Below are 14,582 nucleotides of genomic sequence, written 5' to 3' on the forward strand. Positions count from 1 at the left end.
GAAACGGCGAAATGCTCTAGCCGCGATCACATCGTCCAGAAATAGCGCACGATGTGGAAGAAGATCGGCGCGGCGAAGACCAGGCTGTCGGTCCGGTCGAGCATGCCGCCATGGCCCTCGATCAGGTGGCCCCAGTCCTTGACTCCCTGGTCGCGCTTGATGGCCGAGGCGACGAGCCCGCCGAGGAAGCCCATGGTGCAGGCGACGAACGCGACGGCCGAAGCCTGCAGTGGCGAGAACGGTGTGATGAAGGAGAGCAGCGCGCCGAGCAGGCTCGACGCGACCAGCCCGCCAATCAGGCCCTCCCAGGTCTTCGACGGCGAGACGTTGGGTGAGAAGCGGTGTTTTCCGAACAGCTTGCCGAAAATGTACTGCAGCACGTCGCTGCCCTGCACGACGATGATCAGGAAGGCGATGAGCAAGAGATTGCGGCCCTCGAAGCCCGACACGTTGAGCGTCAGCAGGGCAGGGACATGGCTGACGCAGTAGACCGAGATCATGATCGCCCACTGCTGCGCCGACACGCGCTCCAGGAAGCGCTCGGTATCGCCATGCAGCGCCGTGATCGCCGGCATCAGCAGGAAGCAGTAGACCGGGATGAAGATGACGAACAGGCCGTACCAGGCCGTCCATACCAGCCAGTACTGGAACGGAATGACGATGCCGAACATGCCGAGCAGCACCCAATGGTCGCTGCGGCGGCTATGCGTCAACGTCACGAATTCGCGCAGCGCCGCGAACGAGATCAGTGCGAACAGGATGGTCATGCCGTAGCGGCCGAAGAAGAAGGCGACCGTCATCAGCGCCACCATCACCCACCAGGCGTTGATGCGCTGCGTGAGGTTGACGAGCGTCGCGCTCAGCGGCTTCGGCGCGCGCGCCGACAACACGGCGGCGGTGGCGCTGGCGGTGGTCAGCACCACGAAGAGTCCGATAATGAGAATGCTGATTTCGTGGCGCATCAATCGTCTCGGTCGGGGCGCGGATTGAGCGCCAGAAGTGCTGCGCGGGCGCGCTCGAGGAAGGCGCGGCGTTCCTCGCCCGGCGCCACCGCCACCGGCGCGCCGAAGACGACGCGGCAAAGCAGCGGCACCGGCAGGAACTGGCCCTTGGGCAGCACGCGCGACATGTTCTCGATCCAGCACGGGATCAATTCGACGTCCGGCCGCGCCATCGACAGATTGTAAAGCCCGGAGCGGAAGGGCAGCAGCTCGTCGCTCATATTGCGCGTGCCTTCCGGGAAGATGATCAGCGAATGGCCCTGGTCGAGGACCGAGAGCAAGACGGAGATCGGGTTCTCTTCCGGGCTCATCCATTGCCGGCTGATCAGCACGGAGGACAGCATGTCCTCGGCGATGAAGCGGCGCAGCCGCGACTTTCCCCAATATTCGGCGGCGGCCACCGCGTGCGTTATGGCGCGCTCCTTCTCGCTGAGGCATGCCGACAAAAGGATGAAATCGCCATGGCTGGTATGGTTGGCGAAATAGATGCGCTGCCGGTCGGACGGCTGGCTGCCGCTCCAGATCGGGCGCACGCCGGTCACGACCCAGGCCAGCGCCGACAGGCCGACGGAGGTGACCGTCTGCAGCAGGGTGAAGGTCCGGAACGCAAGCCTGCTCATCTGGGCATCCAGAACCCTGCTGTAAGGAACGCGACGACGAAGATTGCGAAGGCGATGCGCTGCCGGGCAAGCAGGCGGCGCGTTCCGGCGATGCGGTCGTCGAGCGGTCGCGGCGAGGAGGCGGCGGGCTTCAGCCGCATGCGCGCCAGGATGTCGTCGACCGCGGCGCCGCCGGAAACCTCGTCGGCGTGCGTCGCCATCAGCCGGAACAGCAACGCGTCGAAGACGAGAAGTGCCGAAAGCCCCAGCACCACGACTGCGCTCGCCGCCGCGACCAGAAGCGCCAGGACCGCGATCGGCGCCTGGAACGCGCCGCGCGCCGAAGTGACCAGAGGCGCTACGCTGTCGCCGGCAATGACGATGGCGGCCGGCCACGCCGCCTGCTTGATCAGCATGGCGGCGAAGGCGGTTGTCCGTTGCTGATAGGCTTCGTCCCTCATGCCGGCTCATCCAGTCCGGCCTGGAGATGCACCGGTCGGCCGGAGGCGGCGAGCTGCTTGCGCGCCTGCGCCGGCGTATGCGAGCGGCCGGTGGCGACCAGCCATCGGGCGACGACGGTGGCGCTGCGCTGGAAGCCGAGCGCGCAACAGACCAGCACCGTGCCTTGCCGGCGCGCCGGCTCGATCGCCGCCACCGCCCGGTCGAGCACATCCGCCGGCGGCGGCAGGAGATCGAGCATGCCGAAGCTTTGCCAGCGGCCTGACACGCCGCGCGGCCGTTCCAGCTCGGCGGCAAGGTCGATCACCGTGGCGAAGCCGTTGGCCTCTCCGGCAACGGGAAAACGCCCAAGGAAGACGCCGTCGGTGACCGCCGCGACCGGCGGCAGCTTGTGGGTCCATGCCCAGACGTTGACCCCAGCGCCCAACCGGTAAGGCCAAAGCAGGATGCGGCTTGCCAGCGAGACATGGCCGTCCGCCGTCTTCTGGAACACTTTCGCGCCGGCTCCGGCATAGGCGAAGGCGACGATGGCCAGCGCCAGAGCCGGCCACAAAAGGACGAGCGCGACGGCGGAATAGGGGGCGCCGATCGCAGTGCCCGCGAGCGCGAGGGCGGCACCCAGCGCGTAGCACAGCGAAAGCCGCCGCGCCTTGCTGTCGGCAGTCAGGCGGAAACCGGCGAAGGGCAACTCACCTTGGGCCGGAAAGAGCCACAGCGCGAAGAAGCCGAGCAGCGCGCCGGTCGGGATGTCGATGAAATGGTGCTGCCAGGTCGTCAGCACCGAGGTGCCGATCAGGAAACACCAGCCGTGCCACAGTATCGAAAGCGGGCCGGCAAGGCGCAGGCGCCAGTGATCCCAGATGATCGCCAAAAGCGCGATGTGCAGCGACGGCGCCTGGTTGAACGGCTTGTCGAAGCCGCCGAGCACGGCAAACAGGAAGCCCGGCAGGCCGCTCGTTGCCGGCCGCACGAAAGTAGCGGTGAGCGGAAACAGGACGAAGCAGGCGACGGCCACGATCTGCGCGGTGAGATAGCGACCGGCCAGGCGGTCGACGCTGCGTCTGCTGTCGTTGAGCAGGAGCGACAGTCCATAGAACAGGTTGATCGACCAGTAGGGCACGATGGTCCAGGCGACGAACGGAACGTGGTGCTCCCAGGAGAACACGATGCTGCCGACATGGTCGCGCGTCGACGCCAGCCAGTTGGCGAAGCCGTAGGTTGAATAGAAGAACGGCGCGAGCAAGGCGAGCCAAAGCGCGGCCCCGATCACGATCCGCCCATAGGGCTCGGCGGCTGGGCTTGAAAGCGGCGGGGGCTCGACACCGGTCGGCATGCGTCGGTGGTCCTAGAGCATAATGCCGAAAAGTGTGAAGCGGCTTTCGGACGACATCATGCTGTCTCTTGATTTAAACACGCCTTGCGAGCGAGACGGTGAAGATGCCCCATTGGTCGATGCGCTGGTCGAGCTTTTCGAAACCGGCCGCTTCGACCAACTGGTCCATCTCGCCTTGCGTTCGACGCCGCATCACCCAGGCCTGTCCGCCGCGATGCGAGGTCAGGCTGCGCGCGATCATCTCGATCTGCGGGTGCCAGGGCTGGTTGGTATAAAGGAGCAGGCTGCCGGGTTGCATGGCACGGGCAAGGCCGCCAAGCGAGCGCGAGATCAGCGCATTGTCGGAGAAGAGCTCGTAGAGCCCGGAGACGATGGCGAGGTCCGGCGACGGATCGAGCGCGGCGAGACCATCGCCGTCGAAGGCGTCGGCGCGCTGGAACGACACGCTCGCCGGGAATTGGCGTTCGGCGATCAGCTTGCGTCCGAGCTCGACATTGAGGTCGGAATAGTCCCGCAGGCGCACGCTGGTCGGTTGCTCCGGGCTTTTGGCGATCGCGTCGAGAACATAGCGGCCGTGGCCGGCCGCGATGTCCAGGATGTTGGTGGACCGTCCCGCGGCCTTAAGCGTTGCCAGCGCCGAGCCGATCAGCTCCTCGATGTTGGCCTTGCGCTGGCGGATGCCGCGCCAGCCGATGGCGTCGAGGAAGACGCGGTCGACCACGCGGCCGATCGGCCCGAGACCGCGCGGCTCGTTCTCATAGACATAGTCCAGCGCAGAACCGGAATCGAAGCCGGTACCGACGCCGATCTTCATGCCTTGCGAGAACCAGCCGCCGATGCGGATGAAGGCGCGGCTCATCGCCCAGTAGAGGCCCTTGGGCGACAGGAGATCGAGCGGCGAGGCAAGCCGGTCGGCCTCGTCGCGCGTGTAGCCGGCGATATCCGCCTGCTTGAGGTCGACGGCTTCTGCCGGCGCCGCGAACCGCGCTTCGAGGAACGGCCGGATCAGGTCGAGAGCTTCGGCGCGGTCGCGCTCGCCCAGCGTGTCGTGGAAGAAGCCCGGCAGAACATGCCGCTCCTTGATGCGGCTGCCGAGGTTGACGAAGAACTCGTGCTGCGGCGCGTGCCGCACCACCCAGTCGCTGCCCGACAGGAGAAGCTGCGTTGGCACGGTGATGGCGCGCGCATCGGCAACGATGCGCGCCGCATGCTGGTAGAGCTCGACGAGGATGTTCGACGCGATCGGCCTCGTGATCAGCGGATCGTTTTCGAAGGAGGCGATGCGCAGCGGGTCATGGGTGAGCAGCTTCGCCTTGACGTAGGAATTGACGAAGAAGCGCCCCTTGATCTTCTGCCAGAGCGCGATGCCTTCCTTGGCGAAGGGCACGTAGAGCTTGACCGAGAAGGCCGGCGAGGCCAGCACCATGGCGCGAAGTTTCGGCGCATAGTCGTGCACCCACGCGGCCGCAAGCACCGCGCCGAAGGACTGCGCGATCAGCGCGATGTCCTGCGTGCCAAAGCCATCCCTGGCGGCGATTTCGCGCATGAAACAGTCGATATCGCGCACCAGCGCCGCGAAAGACGGCGCATAGCCGCGCTCGCCGGTGGAGCGGCCGTTGCCGCGCGCGTCCCAGGCATAGAAGGCGTAATCGGGCATGCCGAGTTCGTCGACCAGATGCGCCATGCGGCCGCCATGCTCGTGGCCGCGATGGAAGAGCACGATCGCGCCCTTGGCCTCGGCGGACACCGCCGGCCAGAAACGGTAGAAGATCTCCGTGCCGTCATGGCTGCGGAACGTGCGTTCCTGCGCCTGCCGGGCAAGGCTTTGCGCCGGCGCGGTGGCGATCTGTTCGTGAAGCATGGCGTTTCCCCCGGGCGGCATGGCTTGATGCTCAGCCGGCGCTGCCAATAAGACCGGCGCGTATCCGGTTTATGGCGGTCAGCAGCGAAAGCGTAGCCATGGCCGGAAACACAAAAGGCGCGACTGCGGCCGGCCAAAGCCCGGCGGCGGCGAGCACCGCCACCACGCCGAGTGCCAGCGCCCTGTCGCTTTTTCCGAACGGCCCGGCATAGTTTCGCCCGACACCTGCGGCGACGCCGAGCACGCCTGCGAATTCGGTGAGCGCCGCGGCGATGGCAAAGGCGACGACGCCCCAGGCACCGAATTGCGGAAAGGCGGCAAAGGGCAGGATCAGCGCGAGGTCGGAGACGACATCGCAGATTTCGTTGAGGTACATGCCGAGGCTAGATGCCTGGCCGTGTTCCCGCGCGAGCATGCCGTCGATGGCGTTGAGCGCCATGCGAACGAAAAGCACGACAGGGATGAGGAAGAGCGGCGCGCGCCAATCGGGCAAGGCCGCGATCGCCGTTCCGGCTGCCACGGACAGGAGGGCTGCCAGTATGGTGATGCCATTGGCCGTCACGCCGATTGCAGCCAACTTGCCGACCAGCGGCCGCAGCCTGTCCTGGAAAGCCGGCTTCAGCGCATAGAGCGTCGGCATTGCGTTGATCCCCCGATCCACGGCAACAGCTGTATCATGAACATGCCGAACGACGCCAGCGCACAGCGAAAACACAGTGAATTTTCAGTCGGTTGACGCCCGGCTATGAAGGCATCGCCACAAGCCGTCGCCGCAACCAGTATTGCAGCTTGATCAGGTGCCGCGTCGGTGAGCGCTCAACGCGCCGGACATCGATCAGCGTGACGCCGCCGCCGTCCGACAGCGTGTGCAGGCCGGTGTCGAAGCCGTCGAGCCACTCCTCCGGCGCCAGCCGCTTGACGATGCCGGCCGAGAATTCCTCCGGCGTCAGGCGCTCAATGCGCAACAGGTTGATGGCGGTGCCGTAGCCCGCCTCGCAATCCTGCGTCGGGAGATGGAGCTGGCCCTCGTGCTCGAAGGCCGAGCCGGCAGGCCGCGACGATGCTCGGCCGGTGCGTACCGGATTTTGCGGGTGCTTGCGCCATGGGCCGGTCAGGCTGTCGGCGAAGGCGGCATGCAGCTCTCGCGTGTCTTGGCCGTCGGGGCCATGCAGCGCATAGAGCATCCACCAGCGCTGCTGGTGGCGCAAGATCGTCGCATCGACCGCCGGCTCGTCAAGCAGCACCGCAACCGGCTGCCATGCCTTCGGAAATTCGGTCGCCTTGTAAAGCGTGAGCCGCCCGCTCTGGTAAGCCTCCGGCAGCATGAAGATGTCTTCGCCCTGCCGGATCAGGAATGGATAGGAGAGGTGGAACCGCTCCTTCAGGGCCGCGCCGCGCTCCAGAAGCGTCCAGTCCCGGTCGTAGCTGTAGTAATGGATCTCGCCGCGTTTCACCCGGTAGTCATAGGCCTCGACCATCAGCGTGAAACGGTCGCCATGGAAAAGGCCGAACGGGTCGGCGACGAAGCGGAACGATCCCTGCGGCGGCAGCCAGACGACACGGCTCTTGTCGAGACCGTGCGGGGCAAGAGCATTTCCGATCGATTCGGGCACAATGCCCACTTGCCAGATGTCGACCATGGATTCGTCCCCTCGCGCCGGCGCATCTACGCAGCAAACTGTATCGCCTGCAAACCGTGTGTATGGACCGGCGATTTCCATTCGCCAATTCTTTTGGCTTAAGTCGAGCATGTCATGCTGACGTAATCCTGACCAGCTAGTGCTGCCCTTGACTGAGGGAAGAACAAAGCATTATGTGAAGGCCGGGTTTAGGTGCTGGGTTGCTCCCAGTATAAGTAAGATGGGGGTGCTCGATTGCGGTGAATGCGCAATCGAGAGGTGGGGTTTTATGGAAATTGGTGTGGGTGTGCTCGGTGCTGTCCATGACAGCACTGTCGAGCAGCGTTCGTCGCAGGCATATGTCATAATCGCTTATGGGAACGGACTTGGTTATCACTATAGCGCGATTTTTGCAGGTCTGCTGATCAGCGCCTACAAGGATGATGCCAGTCCGATCGTGATCTATACCGATCGTCCTGAGCTGTTCCGAAACTATCCGTTCCAGATCGTGCCGATCTCGCCGCAGCAGATCAGCGATTGGTCGCTCGAAGGCCGCTACTGGTTCCGCATCAAGAACCGTGTCATGCATGACGTGTTGGACCGTGGCTTCGAGCGCGTGCTCTACATCGACAGCGATATCGCTTTCACCGGCAATCCCAATATCGACATCGGCCGCGTCACGCCGGGGAGGGCGGTTCTGTTCCGCAACGAAGGGCGGGCGAACAGGTCGCCGAAGTCGCACTACCGGGGCCTTGCCGGCCTGCCGAAAGACCTGTTCGCGGACGACGATCTCGTCCTGTCGCCAAGCGCGCCGCTATGGAGCTCGGCGGTGATGGGGCTGCACCGGAACATGCGGGCAAGCGTCGAGTGCGCCGACCGCGTCATCCGCGGACTGTTCGGGAAGGTCGACACGCATACGCTGGAACAGTTCGCCCTCGGCGTGGCGCTGGCCAAGGATCATCAGGTGGTGCCGTCCTACGGCAGCTTCAGCATCTTCTCGACTTCCAGGACAAGAGCCTTTGCGCGCCGCAGGATATTCGAGTTCTTCCAGCGCAATCGCGCTGCGCCGCTCGGTGTGCAGATGGCCGAGGCGAAGCGCCTGAGCCTGCGGCAGCCGCTGGGCACAAGGGTGATCGGCAGGCTGCTCGAGCTCAAGGCCGGACCCGACCCGGACTTCGCCACGCTTTCCTGACAGCCTTTCTTTGCCGACCGGTAACTATGAACGCATCGCATGGCTGCCATGCGATTTGCCGGGCTCTGGAACAATGCATTCCGCTTGAATAGTAAGCACGCTTATTATATATGCCGCTCATGGTTTCGGACGGCATCGACAGATTGGGATTTTTGATCCACGACGTGCAGCGTCTCATGCGCAAGCGCTTCGAGGCGCGCGCCAGTGGATTGGGCCTCTCCTCGGCACAATGGCGGCTTCTCGTCCGCGTCGCCAAGGAGGCGGGCGTGGCGCAGGCGCGGCTTGCCGAACTACTCGAGATCGAGCCGATCAGCGTCTCGCGCCTGGTCGACAGGATGGAGGAGGGCGGCTGGATCGAGCGCCGCCAGGACGCCGCCGACCGCCGCGTTCGCATGATCTTCCCGACCGAGAAGGCAAACGCGGCCTATGCCGACGTCAAAAGCCTTGCCGGCGAGGTCTATGAGGAATCGCTCACCGGCGTGTCGCCGGAAGACCGCCGCATCCTGATCCGGGTGCTCGACACGATCGTACAGAATCTGACGGACGGCGAAACGTCGTCCTTGGAAAAGATGAAGAATACGGAAGGCGCAGCAGCATGAACGCGGCAGCCAAGATAGAAGACAACATCACCGAGCTTGCGGCGCAGCCGATCGGCAAGGCGTCGGCGGAGCCGATCGGCAAGGCGTCGGCGGAGCCGATCGCTGAAGCCCCGGCGCAACCCGCGCCCGCCCCGGTTTCGGTGGCGCCCGCGCCGCAGCCGGCGCCCGCGCCGAAGAAGAAGCGTCGTACCGGCCGCTTCCTGCTGATGATCGCGCTGCCGCTCGCGCTGTTCGCCGGCGGCGCCTATGTCTGGGTGACGGGCGGCCGCTACCAGGAAACAGAGAACGCCAACCTGCAGCAGGCCAGGATTTCGATCGCCTCGGATACGGCCGGCCGCATCGTCAAGGTCGGCATTGCCGACAACCAGACGGTCAAGAAGGGCGATCTCCTCTTCGTCATCGACCCCGAGCCTTACCGGATCGCGCTGGCTCAGGCGGACGCGGCGGTGGCCGCCGCGCGTCTCAATGTCGAGCAGCTGCGCGCCGCCTACAGCCAGGCGATGGCGCAGGAGAAGTCGGCCAGCAGCGAGGTCGATTACGCGCAGTCGCAATATGACCGCGCCGCCGATCTCGCCCAGAAGGGCATCAACGCCAAGTCGTCGCTGGACGAGGCGCGCAACGACCTCGACAAGGCCAAGCAGCAGCTGGCGGTCGCCGAGCAGGGCATCGTCAGCGCCAAGGCGGCGCTCGGCGGCAACCCGGACATCGAGACCGACAAGCATCCGACCGTGATGTCGGCGATCGCCGCGCGCGACAAGGCCGCCTACGACCTCGCGCAGACCACGGTGAAGGCGCCGGCCGACGGCGTCGTCTACCAGGCCTCGTCCTTCAAGGTCGGCCAGTATGTCGCCGTCGGCACGCCGCTGTTCGCGCTGGTCGAGACCGGCGACACCTGGATCGACGCCAATTTCAAGGAGACCCAGCTCACCCATATGAAGCCGGGCCAGAAGGCGGAGATCGTGGTCGACACCTATCCGGGCAGGACCTTCGAGGCGACCGTCAAGGCGATCGGCGCCGGCACCGGCGCCGAGTTCTCGCTGCTGCCCGCCCAGAACGCCACCGGCAACTGGGTCAAGGTCACCCAGCGCATCCCCGTGCGCCTGGAATTGACCGACCCCGACGCCAAGATGGCGCTGCGCACCGGCATGAGCGCGACGGTCACCGTCGATACAGGTGTGGCGCGCGGCCTGCCGTCGATCTTCGGCCACGCCACGGCCGGCGAGCAGGCGCAATAGCGACCTAGAAACAGGGAGTTGAAGCAGGGAATTGGTATGATGGGAGGAGTGGGAAAGCTAAGCGTTTGAGACGAGCCGCTTCACGGCTCGATCCAAGCTGAAGCTTTCGGCACGGACCCGTCGGTCCTCAGGTTTCCGGGCGGCAGGCATCCGCTCGAACAGAGACTTTCGGTCGATGTAACCCCCACATCGATCCTCGCGTCCCACCGCGATGAGGGTCTCTCAACGGAAGGCCTTGCCGCCCGGAAACCCCATGTACACGTTTTTGTTACCTGCTGGAAGTTCGCCACCATGAGCACGCCCGAACCCTTCAAGGAAGTGCCGCATCGCGGCCTGATCACGGTCGCGCTGATGCTGGCGACGATCATGCAGGCGCTCGACACCACGATCGCCAACGTCGCGTTGCCGACCATGACCGGCGATCTCGGCGCCTCGCCCGACAATATCAACTGGGTGCTGACCTCCTATATCGTCGCCGCCGCGATCATGACGCCGGTCACCGGCTGGCTTGCCGACCGTCTCGGCCGCAAGGAGCTGTTCCTGGCCTCCGTCGTCGGCTTCACCATCTTCTCCATGCTTTGCGGCATCGCCTGGAGCCTTGAGACGATGGTGCTCTTTCGCCTGCTGCAGGGCGTTTTCGGCGCGGCGATCGTGCCGCTGTCGCAGACATTCCTGCTCGATATCAATCCCAGGGAGCGCCATGGCCAGGCGATGGCCATCTGGGGCGCCGGCATCATGCTGGGGCCGATCCTCGGACCGACGCTCGGCGGCTGGCTGACCGAGAATTTCAACTGGCGCTGGGTGTTCTTCATCAACCTGCCGGTCGGCATTTTGGCCTTCCTCGGCATGGCCGCCTATCTGCCTGCCGTCGCCAAGCGCGTGCGCAGCTTCGATTTCTTCGGCTTCGCCATGATCTCGCTCGGCGTCGGCGCGCTGCAGCTGCTGCTCGATCGCGGCGGCGAGGTCGATTGGTTCTCCTCGACCGAGATCTGGGTCGAACTCGGCCTGTCGATCACCGGCTTCTGGGTGTTCATCATCCACACGGTGACGTCGGAGCATCCCTTCATCGACCCAAAAATCTTCCTCGACCGCAATTTCGTGACCGGGCTGGGCTTCATCTTCGTCATGGGTGTGCTGATCCTAGCCTCGATGTCGTTGCTGCCGCCGATGCTTGCCAACATCTTCGGCTATCCGACCGTGACCATCGGCGTCGTGCTGGGGCCGCGCGGCATCGGCACGATGATCTCGATGCTGTTCGTCGGTCGCATCATGCATCGGATCGACGCGCGTATCCTGGTCGCCATCGGCTTCCTGCTCACCGCGCAGTCGCTCTACACCATGGCGAGCTTCACGCCGCAGATGGACAACTGGCTGATCATCTCGTCCGGCGTCATCCAGGGCCTCGGCATGGGCATGGTGTTCGTGCCGCTGTCGGCGGTGGCCTTCGCCACGCTCGACGCGCGCTATCGCACCGATGCCACCTCGCTGTTCAGCCTGGTGCGCAATCTGGGTTCCTCGATCGGCGTGTCGGTGGTCGCGGCGCTGATGGTGCAGAACACGCAGATCAACCACAGCGAGCTCGGAGCCTTCATCAACCCGTACAACCCCAATCTGTGGGCAGCCTCGCCGGCGGCAGCGAACGGCGATCCCGCCGCGCTTTCGCAGGTCGACAGGCTGGTGAACGTCCAGGCGATGATGATCTCCTATATCAACGACTTCAAAATCCTGATGGTCATGACGCTTGTCGCCGTTCCGTTCGTGATCCTGCTGCGCAAGCCGAAGGCCGCGCCGGCCGGCGGCGCGCCGGCAGCGCACATGGATTGACGTTCATTTCCAGATTTTTGTCGATGTCGGCGGGACAGCGCCCCCCCTCTGTCCTGCCGGACATCTCCCCCACAAGGAGAGAGATTGGCAGCTTCGGCACCGCGCTCATTCCTGCGGCGCTCAAGATTGGCGAAAGCAGCCGTGACGGCTGATCTCCCCCGGTGGGGGAGATGCCCGGCAGGGCAGAGGGGGCGCGAAGGATCGCTACCGCAACTTGCCTACCTCCCCAGCACCAGCGCCCAGTAGCGCAGGCTGGGGTCGCGGCCGTCGCGCATATAGGCAAGGCCGAAGCGGCTGAAATCCGGGTCGAGCATGTTGCGGCGGTGGCCGTCCGAATGCATCCAGATGTCGAACAGCTTTTGCAGGTCGAAGCGGCCCTCGGCGATGTTCTCGCCCGCTGCGCCGTGTACGCCGTTGTCCTTCATGCGCGAGGCGAAATCCTTGCCCCAGCCGGTGGTGTGGCTCATGCGGGCGCGCGAGGCCATGTAGCCGGCCTGCTGGAGTGCGGCCTGTTCGAGCTGCGCATCCGGAACCAGCGCCGGCAGTCCGGCCGACGTGCGGATCGTGCTCAACGTGGGGATAGCGGAGGACGACACGCCGGCGCCTTCGCCGGTCGGCAGCGAGACGCTGGTGCAGGCGGCAATGGCGGCGAGCGCCGCAAGGCCGGCGGCCTTGAGCCCAATGGCTTTGAGCAATGCGCGTCTGTCGAGATTGCGGGAATCGGTGGTCAGGCTGGTCATGCGGCCTCTGATACGGGCGATCATGGCTTTTGCCGGGCAGGCGTTGAAAATCGTGTTATGCGGCGACATTCCCCGGAAGATCGGCTATGATCGCCGCGTTCTAATGCATGTCGCGCAAAAGTGTGCAGCGGTTTTGCGGAAACGACATGCATAAAGACAAAGGCTTAGAAGTGGCAGCCACGGGCGGCCACCCAGGCGGTGACCGCCCCCGAGCAATACGGAGGACGGTAATGGCCGGTTTTCATGTCATGGCGGACGCGCGAGGGATGCATGTGCAGCCCGCGGTGCGCCACATCACCACGTCTGATCTGTGGGATGCGTTGCGGCTCGGCGCCGAGGATTTCTGGGCCAAGCCTTCGCACTATGTGTTCCTGTGCCTGATCTATCCGATCGTCGGCCTGATCCTGACGCAGTGGTCGTCGGGCTCCAACGCCATTCAACTCGTCTATCCGCTGATGTCCGGCTTCGCGCTGATCGGACCCTTCGCGGCGATCGGCCTCTATGAGATCAGCCGCCGGCGCGAGCTCGGCATGAGCAGCCGCTGGCACCATGCGCTGGACGTGCGCCATTCGCCGGCGCTGCCCTCGATCGCGGTGATCGGCGTCCTGCTTTTTGCGCTGTTCCTTCTGTGGCTGTTCACCGCGCAATCGCTCTACACCAGCCTGTTCGGCGCCGAGCCGCCGGCTTCGGTCGGCACCTTCCTGCGCGACGTGCTGACGACCGGCAAGGGCTGGACGCTGATCCTGCTCGGCAATGCGGCAGGCTTCATCTTCGCGGTCGTCGTGCTGGCCACCACCGTGATTGCCTTCCCGCTGCTGCTCGACCGCGATGTCGGCGCCGTCTCGGCGATCGAAACCTCGGCGCGCGCCGTCATGGCCAATCCGCTGCAGATGGCGCTCTGGGGCCTGGCGGTCGCCGTGCTTCTGGTGATCGGCTCGATCCCGCTGTTTGCGGGGCTCGCCGTCGTCATGCCGATCCTCGGCCACGCGACCTGGCACCTCTATCGCAAGGTGGTCGAGCCGGAGCAGATCCGGCCGGTTCGCCGGCCGATGTAATCAGAGACTTGGCCATAGTGCGCGTTGAGATTCAGGTCAGGCCGAGTCGAGAATGGCGGTTTCCGAGAACCGGAGCGGAGCGTACTTGAGTACGTGAGCACCGGCCTACGCCGGCCGTAGCCTTTAATTTAGCTGCCGCGCCATTCGTGAATGCTTCGGCCGGCGAAGGCCGGAAGCGCAGGAAGCCACCGTTCGCAGGCCGGCATCACCTGAATATCAATGCGCACTAACGCTGCGCTTCGGTCGCCATCTTCAACGCCAGAGCCGTCAACACTGTGCCCATCATCCAGCGCTGGACGACCAGCCAGAACGGCCGTCCGGCAAGGAAGGTGGCGATCGAGCCGGCGGTCACGGCGATAACGGCGTTGACGGTGAGGCTGATCGAGATCTGCGTCACGCCCAGCACCAGAAGCTGCGACAGCACATGGCCCTTGGCCGGGTTGATGAACTGCGGCAGCAGCGAGAGGTAGAGTACCGCTACTTTCGGGTTGAGCAGGTTGGTCATCAGCCCCATGACGAACAGCTTGCGCGGCCTGTCCTTCGGCAACTCGCGCACCTGGAACGGCGAGCGGCCGCCGGGCCTCAGTGCCTGCCAGGCGAGCCACAAAAGGTAAAGCGCGCCGGCGATGCGCAGCGCGTCATAGGCGAAAGGCACGGCGAAGATCAGCGCCGTGATGCCGAGAGCGGCCGACACGACGTAGAACAGGAAGCCCAGCGCCACGCCGCCGAGCGAGATCAGCCCCGCCTTCGGCCCTTGCGACAGCGAGCGCGAGATCAGGTAGATCATGTTCGGCCCGGGCGTGAGCACCATGCCGAGGCAGATCAGCGCGAAGGTGAGATGATTGGCGGCGTCGGGCATCGGGGTCTCCATTCGCGGAAACACTCACCATGGACGTTCGCCATCCGCAAGAGCTTGGGGGTGGGAGCCTTTACGCCAGCGCCTAACAATTGGCGAAAGCAACGATGACGGCCAATCTCCCCCCCTTGCGGCATATGCGCTAAGATAGGTGTTGCGGCGCGGAATCGGTTGTGATTCTACGCTGAGGATGACACACGAATCGCTTG

The 14,582-nt window shown here is 64.8% G+C and carries 14 protein-coding genes; 5 read left to right on the forward strand and 9 right to left on the reverse strand.

The window, feature by feature from the left end; all coding sequences use genetic code 11:
- Positions 1 to 26 precede the first annotated feature (26 nt).
- The 7 genes from P9236_RS17315 to P9236_RS17345 all read right to left on the reverse strand — a co-directional run bounded on the left by P9236_RS17315 (position 27) and on the right by P9236_RS17345 (position 6,893).
- Complete coding sequence (locus P9236_RS17315) at positions 27 to 962, reverse strand: phosphatidate cytidylyltransferase (protein ID WP_278075855.1); 936 nt, start codon at positions 960 to 962, stop codon at positions 27 to 29.
- Positions 962 to 1,621, reverse strand: a complete 660-nt coding sequence (locus P9236_RS17320; protein ID WP_278075857.1) for a lysophospholipid acyltransferase family protein — start codon at positions 1,619 to 1,621, stop codon at positions 962 to 964. Before P9236_RS17320 ends, P9236_RS17315 begins: the two co-directional genes overlap by 1 nt.
- Complete coding sequence (locus tag P9236_RS17325; RefSeq protein ID WP_278075858.1) at positions 1,618 to 2,061, reverse strand: hypothetical protein; 444 nt, start codon at positions 2,059 to 2,061, stop codon at positions 1,618 to 1,620. The genes P9236_RS17320 and P9236_RS17325 overlap by 4 nt, the downstream gene beginning before the upstream one ends.
- Positions 2,058 to 3,392 (reverse strand): phosphatase PAP2/dual specificity phosphatase family protein, encoded by a 1,335-nt coding sequence (locus P9236_RS17330; protein WP_278075859.1) that lies wholly within the window; start codon positions 3,390 to 3,392, stop codon positions 2,058 to 2,060. The genes P9236_RS17325 and P9236_RS17330 overlap by 4 nt, the downstream gene beginning before the upstream one ends.
- 73 nt (positions 3,393 to 3,465) lie before the next feature.
- Entirely contained in the window at positions 3,466 to 5,253 is a 1,788-nt protein-coding gene (locus P9236_RS17335) for a bifunctional alpha/beta hydrolase/class I SAM-dependent methyltransferase (protein ID WP_278075860.1), read from the reverse strand.
- A 31-nt stretch (positions 5,254 to 5,284) separates the two neighbouring features.
- The gene (locus P9236_RS17340; protein WP_278075861.1) at positions 5,285 to 5,893 is read right to left on the reverse strand and encodes a CDP-alcohol phosphatidyltransferase family protein; all 609 of its coding nucleotides are present in this window, start codon (positions 5,891 to 5,893) and stop codon (positions 5,285 to 5,287) included.
- 103 nt (positions 5,894 to 5,996) lie between these two features.
- Positions 5,997 to 6,893 (reverse strand): glycosyl hydrolase family 43, encoded by an 897-nt coding sequence (locus tag P9236_RS17345; protein WP_278075862.1) that lies wholly within the window; start codon positions 6,891 to 6,893, stop codon positions 5,997 to 5,999.
- A 268-nt stretch (positions 6,894 to 7,161) separates the two neighbouring features.
- On the opposite strand from P9236_RS17345, the gene P9236_RS17350 reads away from it, so the two are divergent.
- The 4 genes from P9236_RS17350 to P9236_RS17365 all read left to right on the forward strand — a co-directional run bounded on the left by P9236_RS17350 (position 7,162) and on the right by P9236_RS17365 (position 11,722).
- Positions 7,162 to 8,064, forward strand: a complete 903-nt coding sequence (locus P9236_RS17350) for a hypothetical protein (protein ID WP_278075863.1) — start codon at positions 7,162 to 7,164, stop codon at positions 8,062 to 8,064.
- 119 nt (positions 8,065 to 8,183) lie between these two features.
- Positions 8,184 to 8,663: a MarR family transcriptional regulator gene (locus tag P9236_RS17355; protein WP_278075880.1), complete on the forward strand. Its 480-nt coding sequence runs from the start codon at positions 8,184 to 8,186 to the stop codon at positions 8,661 to 8,663.
- Positions 8,660 to 9,898 (forward strand): HlyD family secretion protein, encoded by a 1,239-nt coding sequence (locus tag P9236_RS17360; protein ID WP_278075864.1) that lies wholly within the window; start codon positions 8,660 to 8,662, stop codon positions 9,896 to 9,898. The genes P9236_RS17355 and P9236_RS17360 overlap by 4 nt, the downstream gene beginning before the upstream one ends.
- A 291-nt stretch (positions 9,899 to 10,189) precedes the next feature.
- Positions 10,190 to 11,722, forward strand: a complete 1,533-nt coding sequence (locus P9236_RS17365) for a DHA2 family efflux MFS transporter permease subunit (RefSeq protein WP_278075865.1) — start codon at positions 10,190 to 10,192, stop codon at positions 11,720 to 11,722.
- 218 nt (positions 11,723 to 11,940) lie between these two features.
- On the opposite strand, the gene P9236_RS17370 is transcribed toward P9236_RS17365, so the two are convergent.
- A complete protein-coding gene (locus P9236_RS17370) occupies positions 11,941 to 12,486 on the reverse strand; it encodes a CAP domain-containing protein (protein ID WP_278075867.1) in 546 nt (181 codons plus the stop codon).
- Between the two features lie 206 nt (positions 12,487 to 12,692).
- Between P9236_RS17370 and P9236_RS17375 the strand changes: the two genes are divergently transcribed.
- A complete protein-coding gene (locus tag P9236_RS17375) occupies positions 12,693 to 13,517 on the forward strand; it encodes a DUF2189 domain-containing protein (RefSeq protein ID WP_278075868.1) in 825 nt (274 codons plus the stop codon).
- Positions 13,518 to 13,743: 226 nt separating this feature from the next.
- Here the strand turns inward: P9236_RS17375 and P9236_RS17380 are convergent, their stop codons facing one another.
- On the reverse strand, positions 13,744 to 14,376 hold the full coding sequence (locus P9236_RS17380) for a LysE family translocator (RefSeq protein ID WP_278075870.1): 633 nt from the start codon (positions 14,374 to 14,376) through the stop codon (positions 13,744 to 13,746).
- Positions 14,377 to 14,582 lie beyond the last annotated feature (206 nt).

The sequence above is a fragment of the Mesorhizobium sp. WSM4884 genome (assembly GCF_029625675.1).
Lineage (GTDB): Bacteria > Pseudomonadota > Alphaproteobacteria > Rhizobiales > Rhizobiaceae > Mesorhizobium.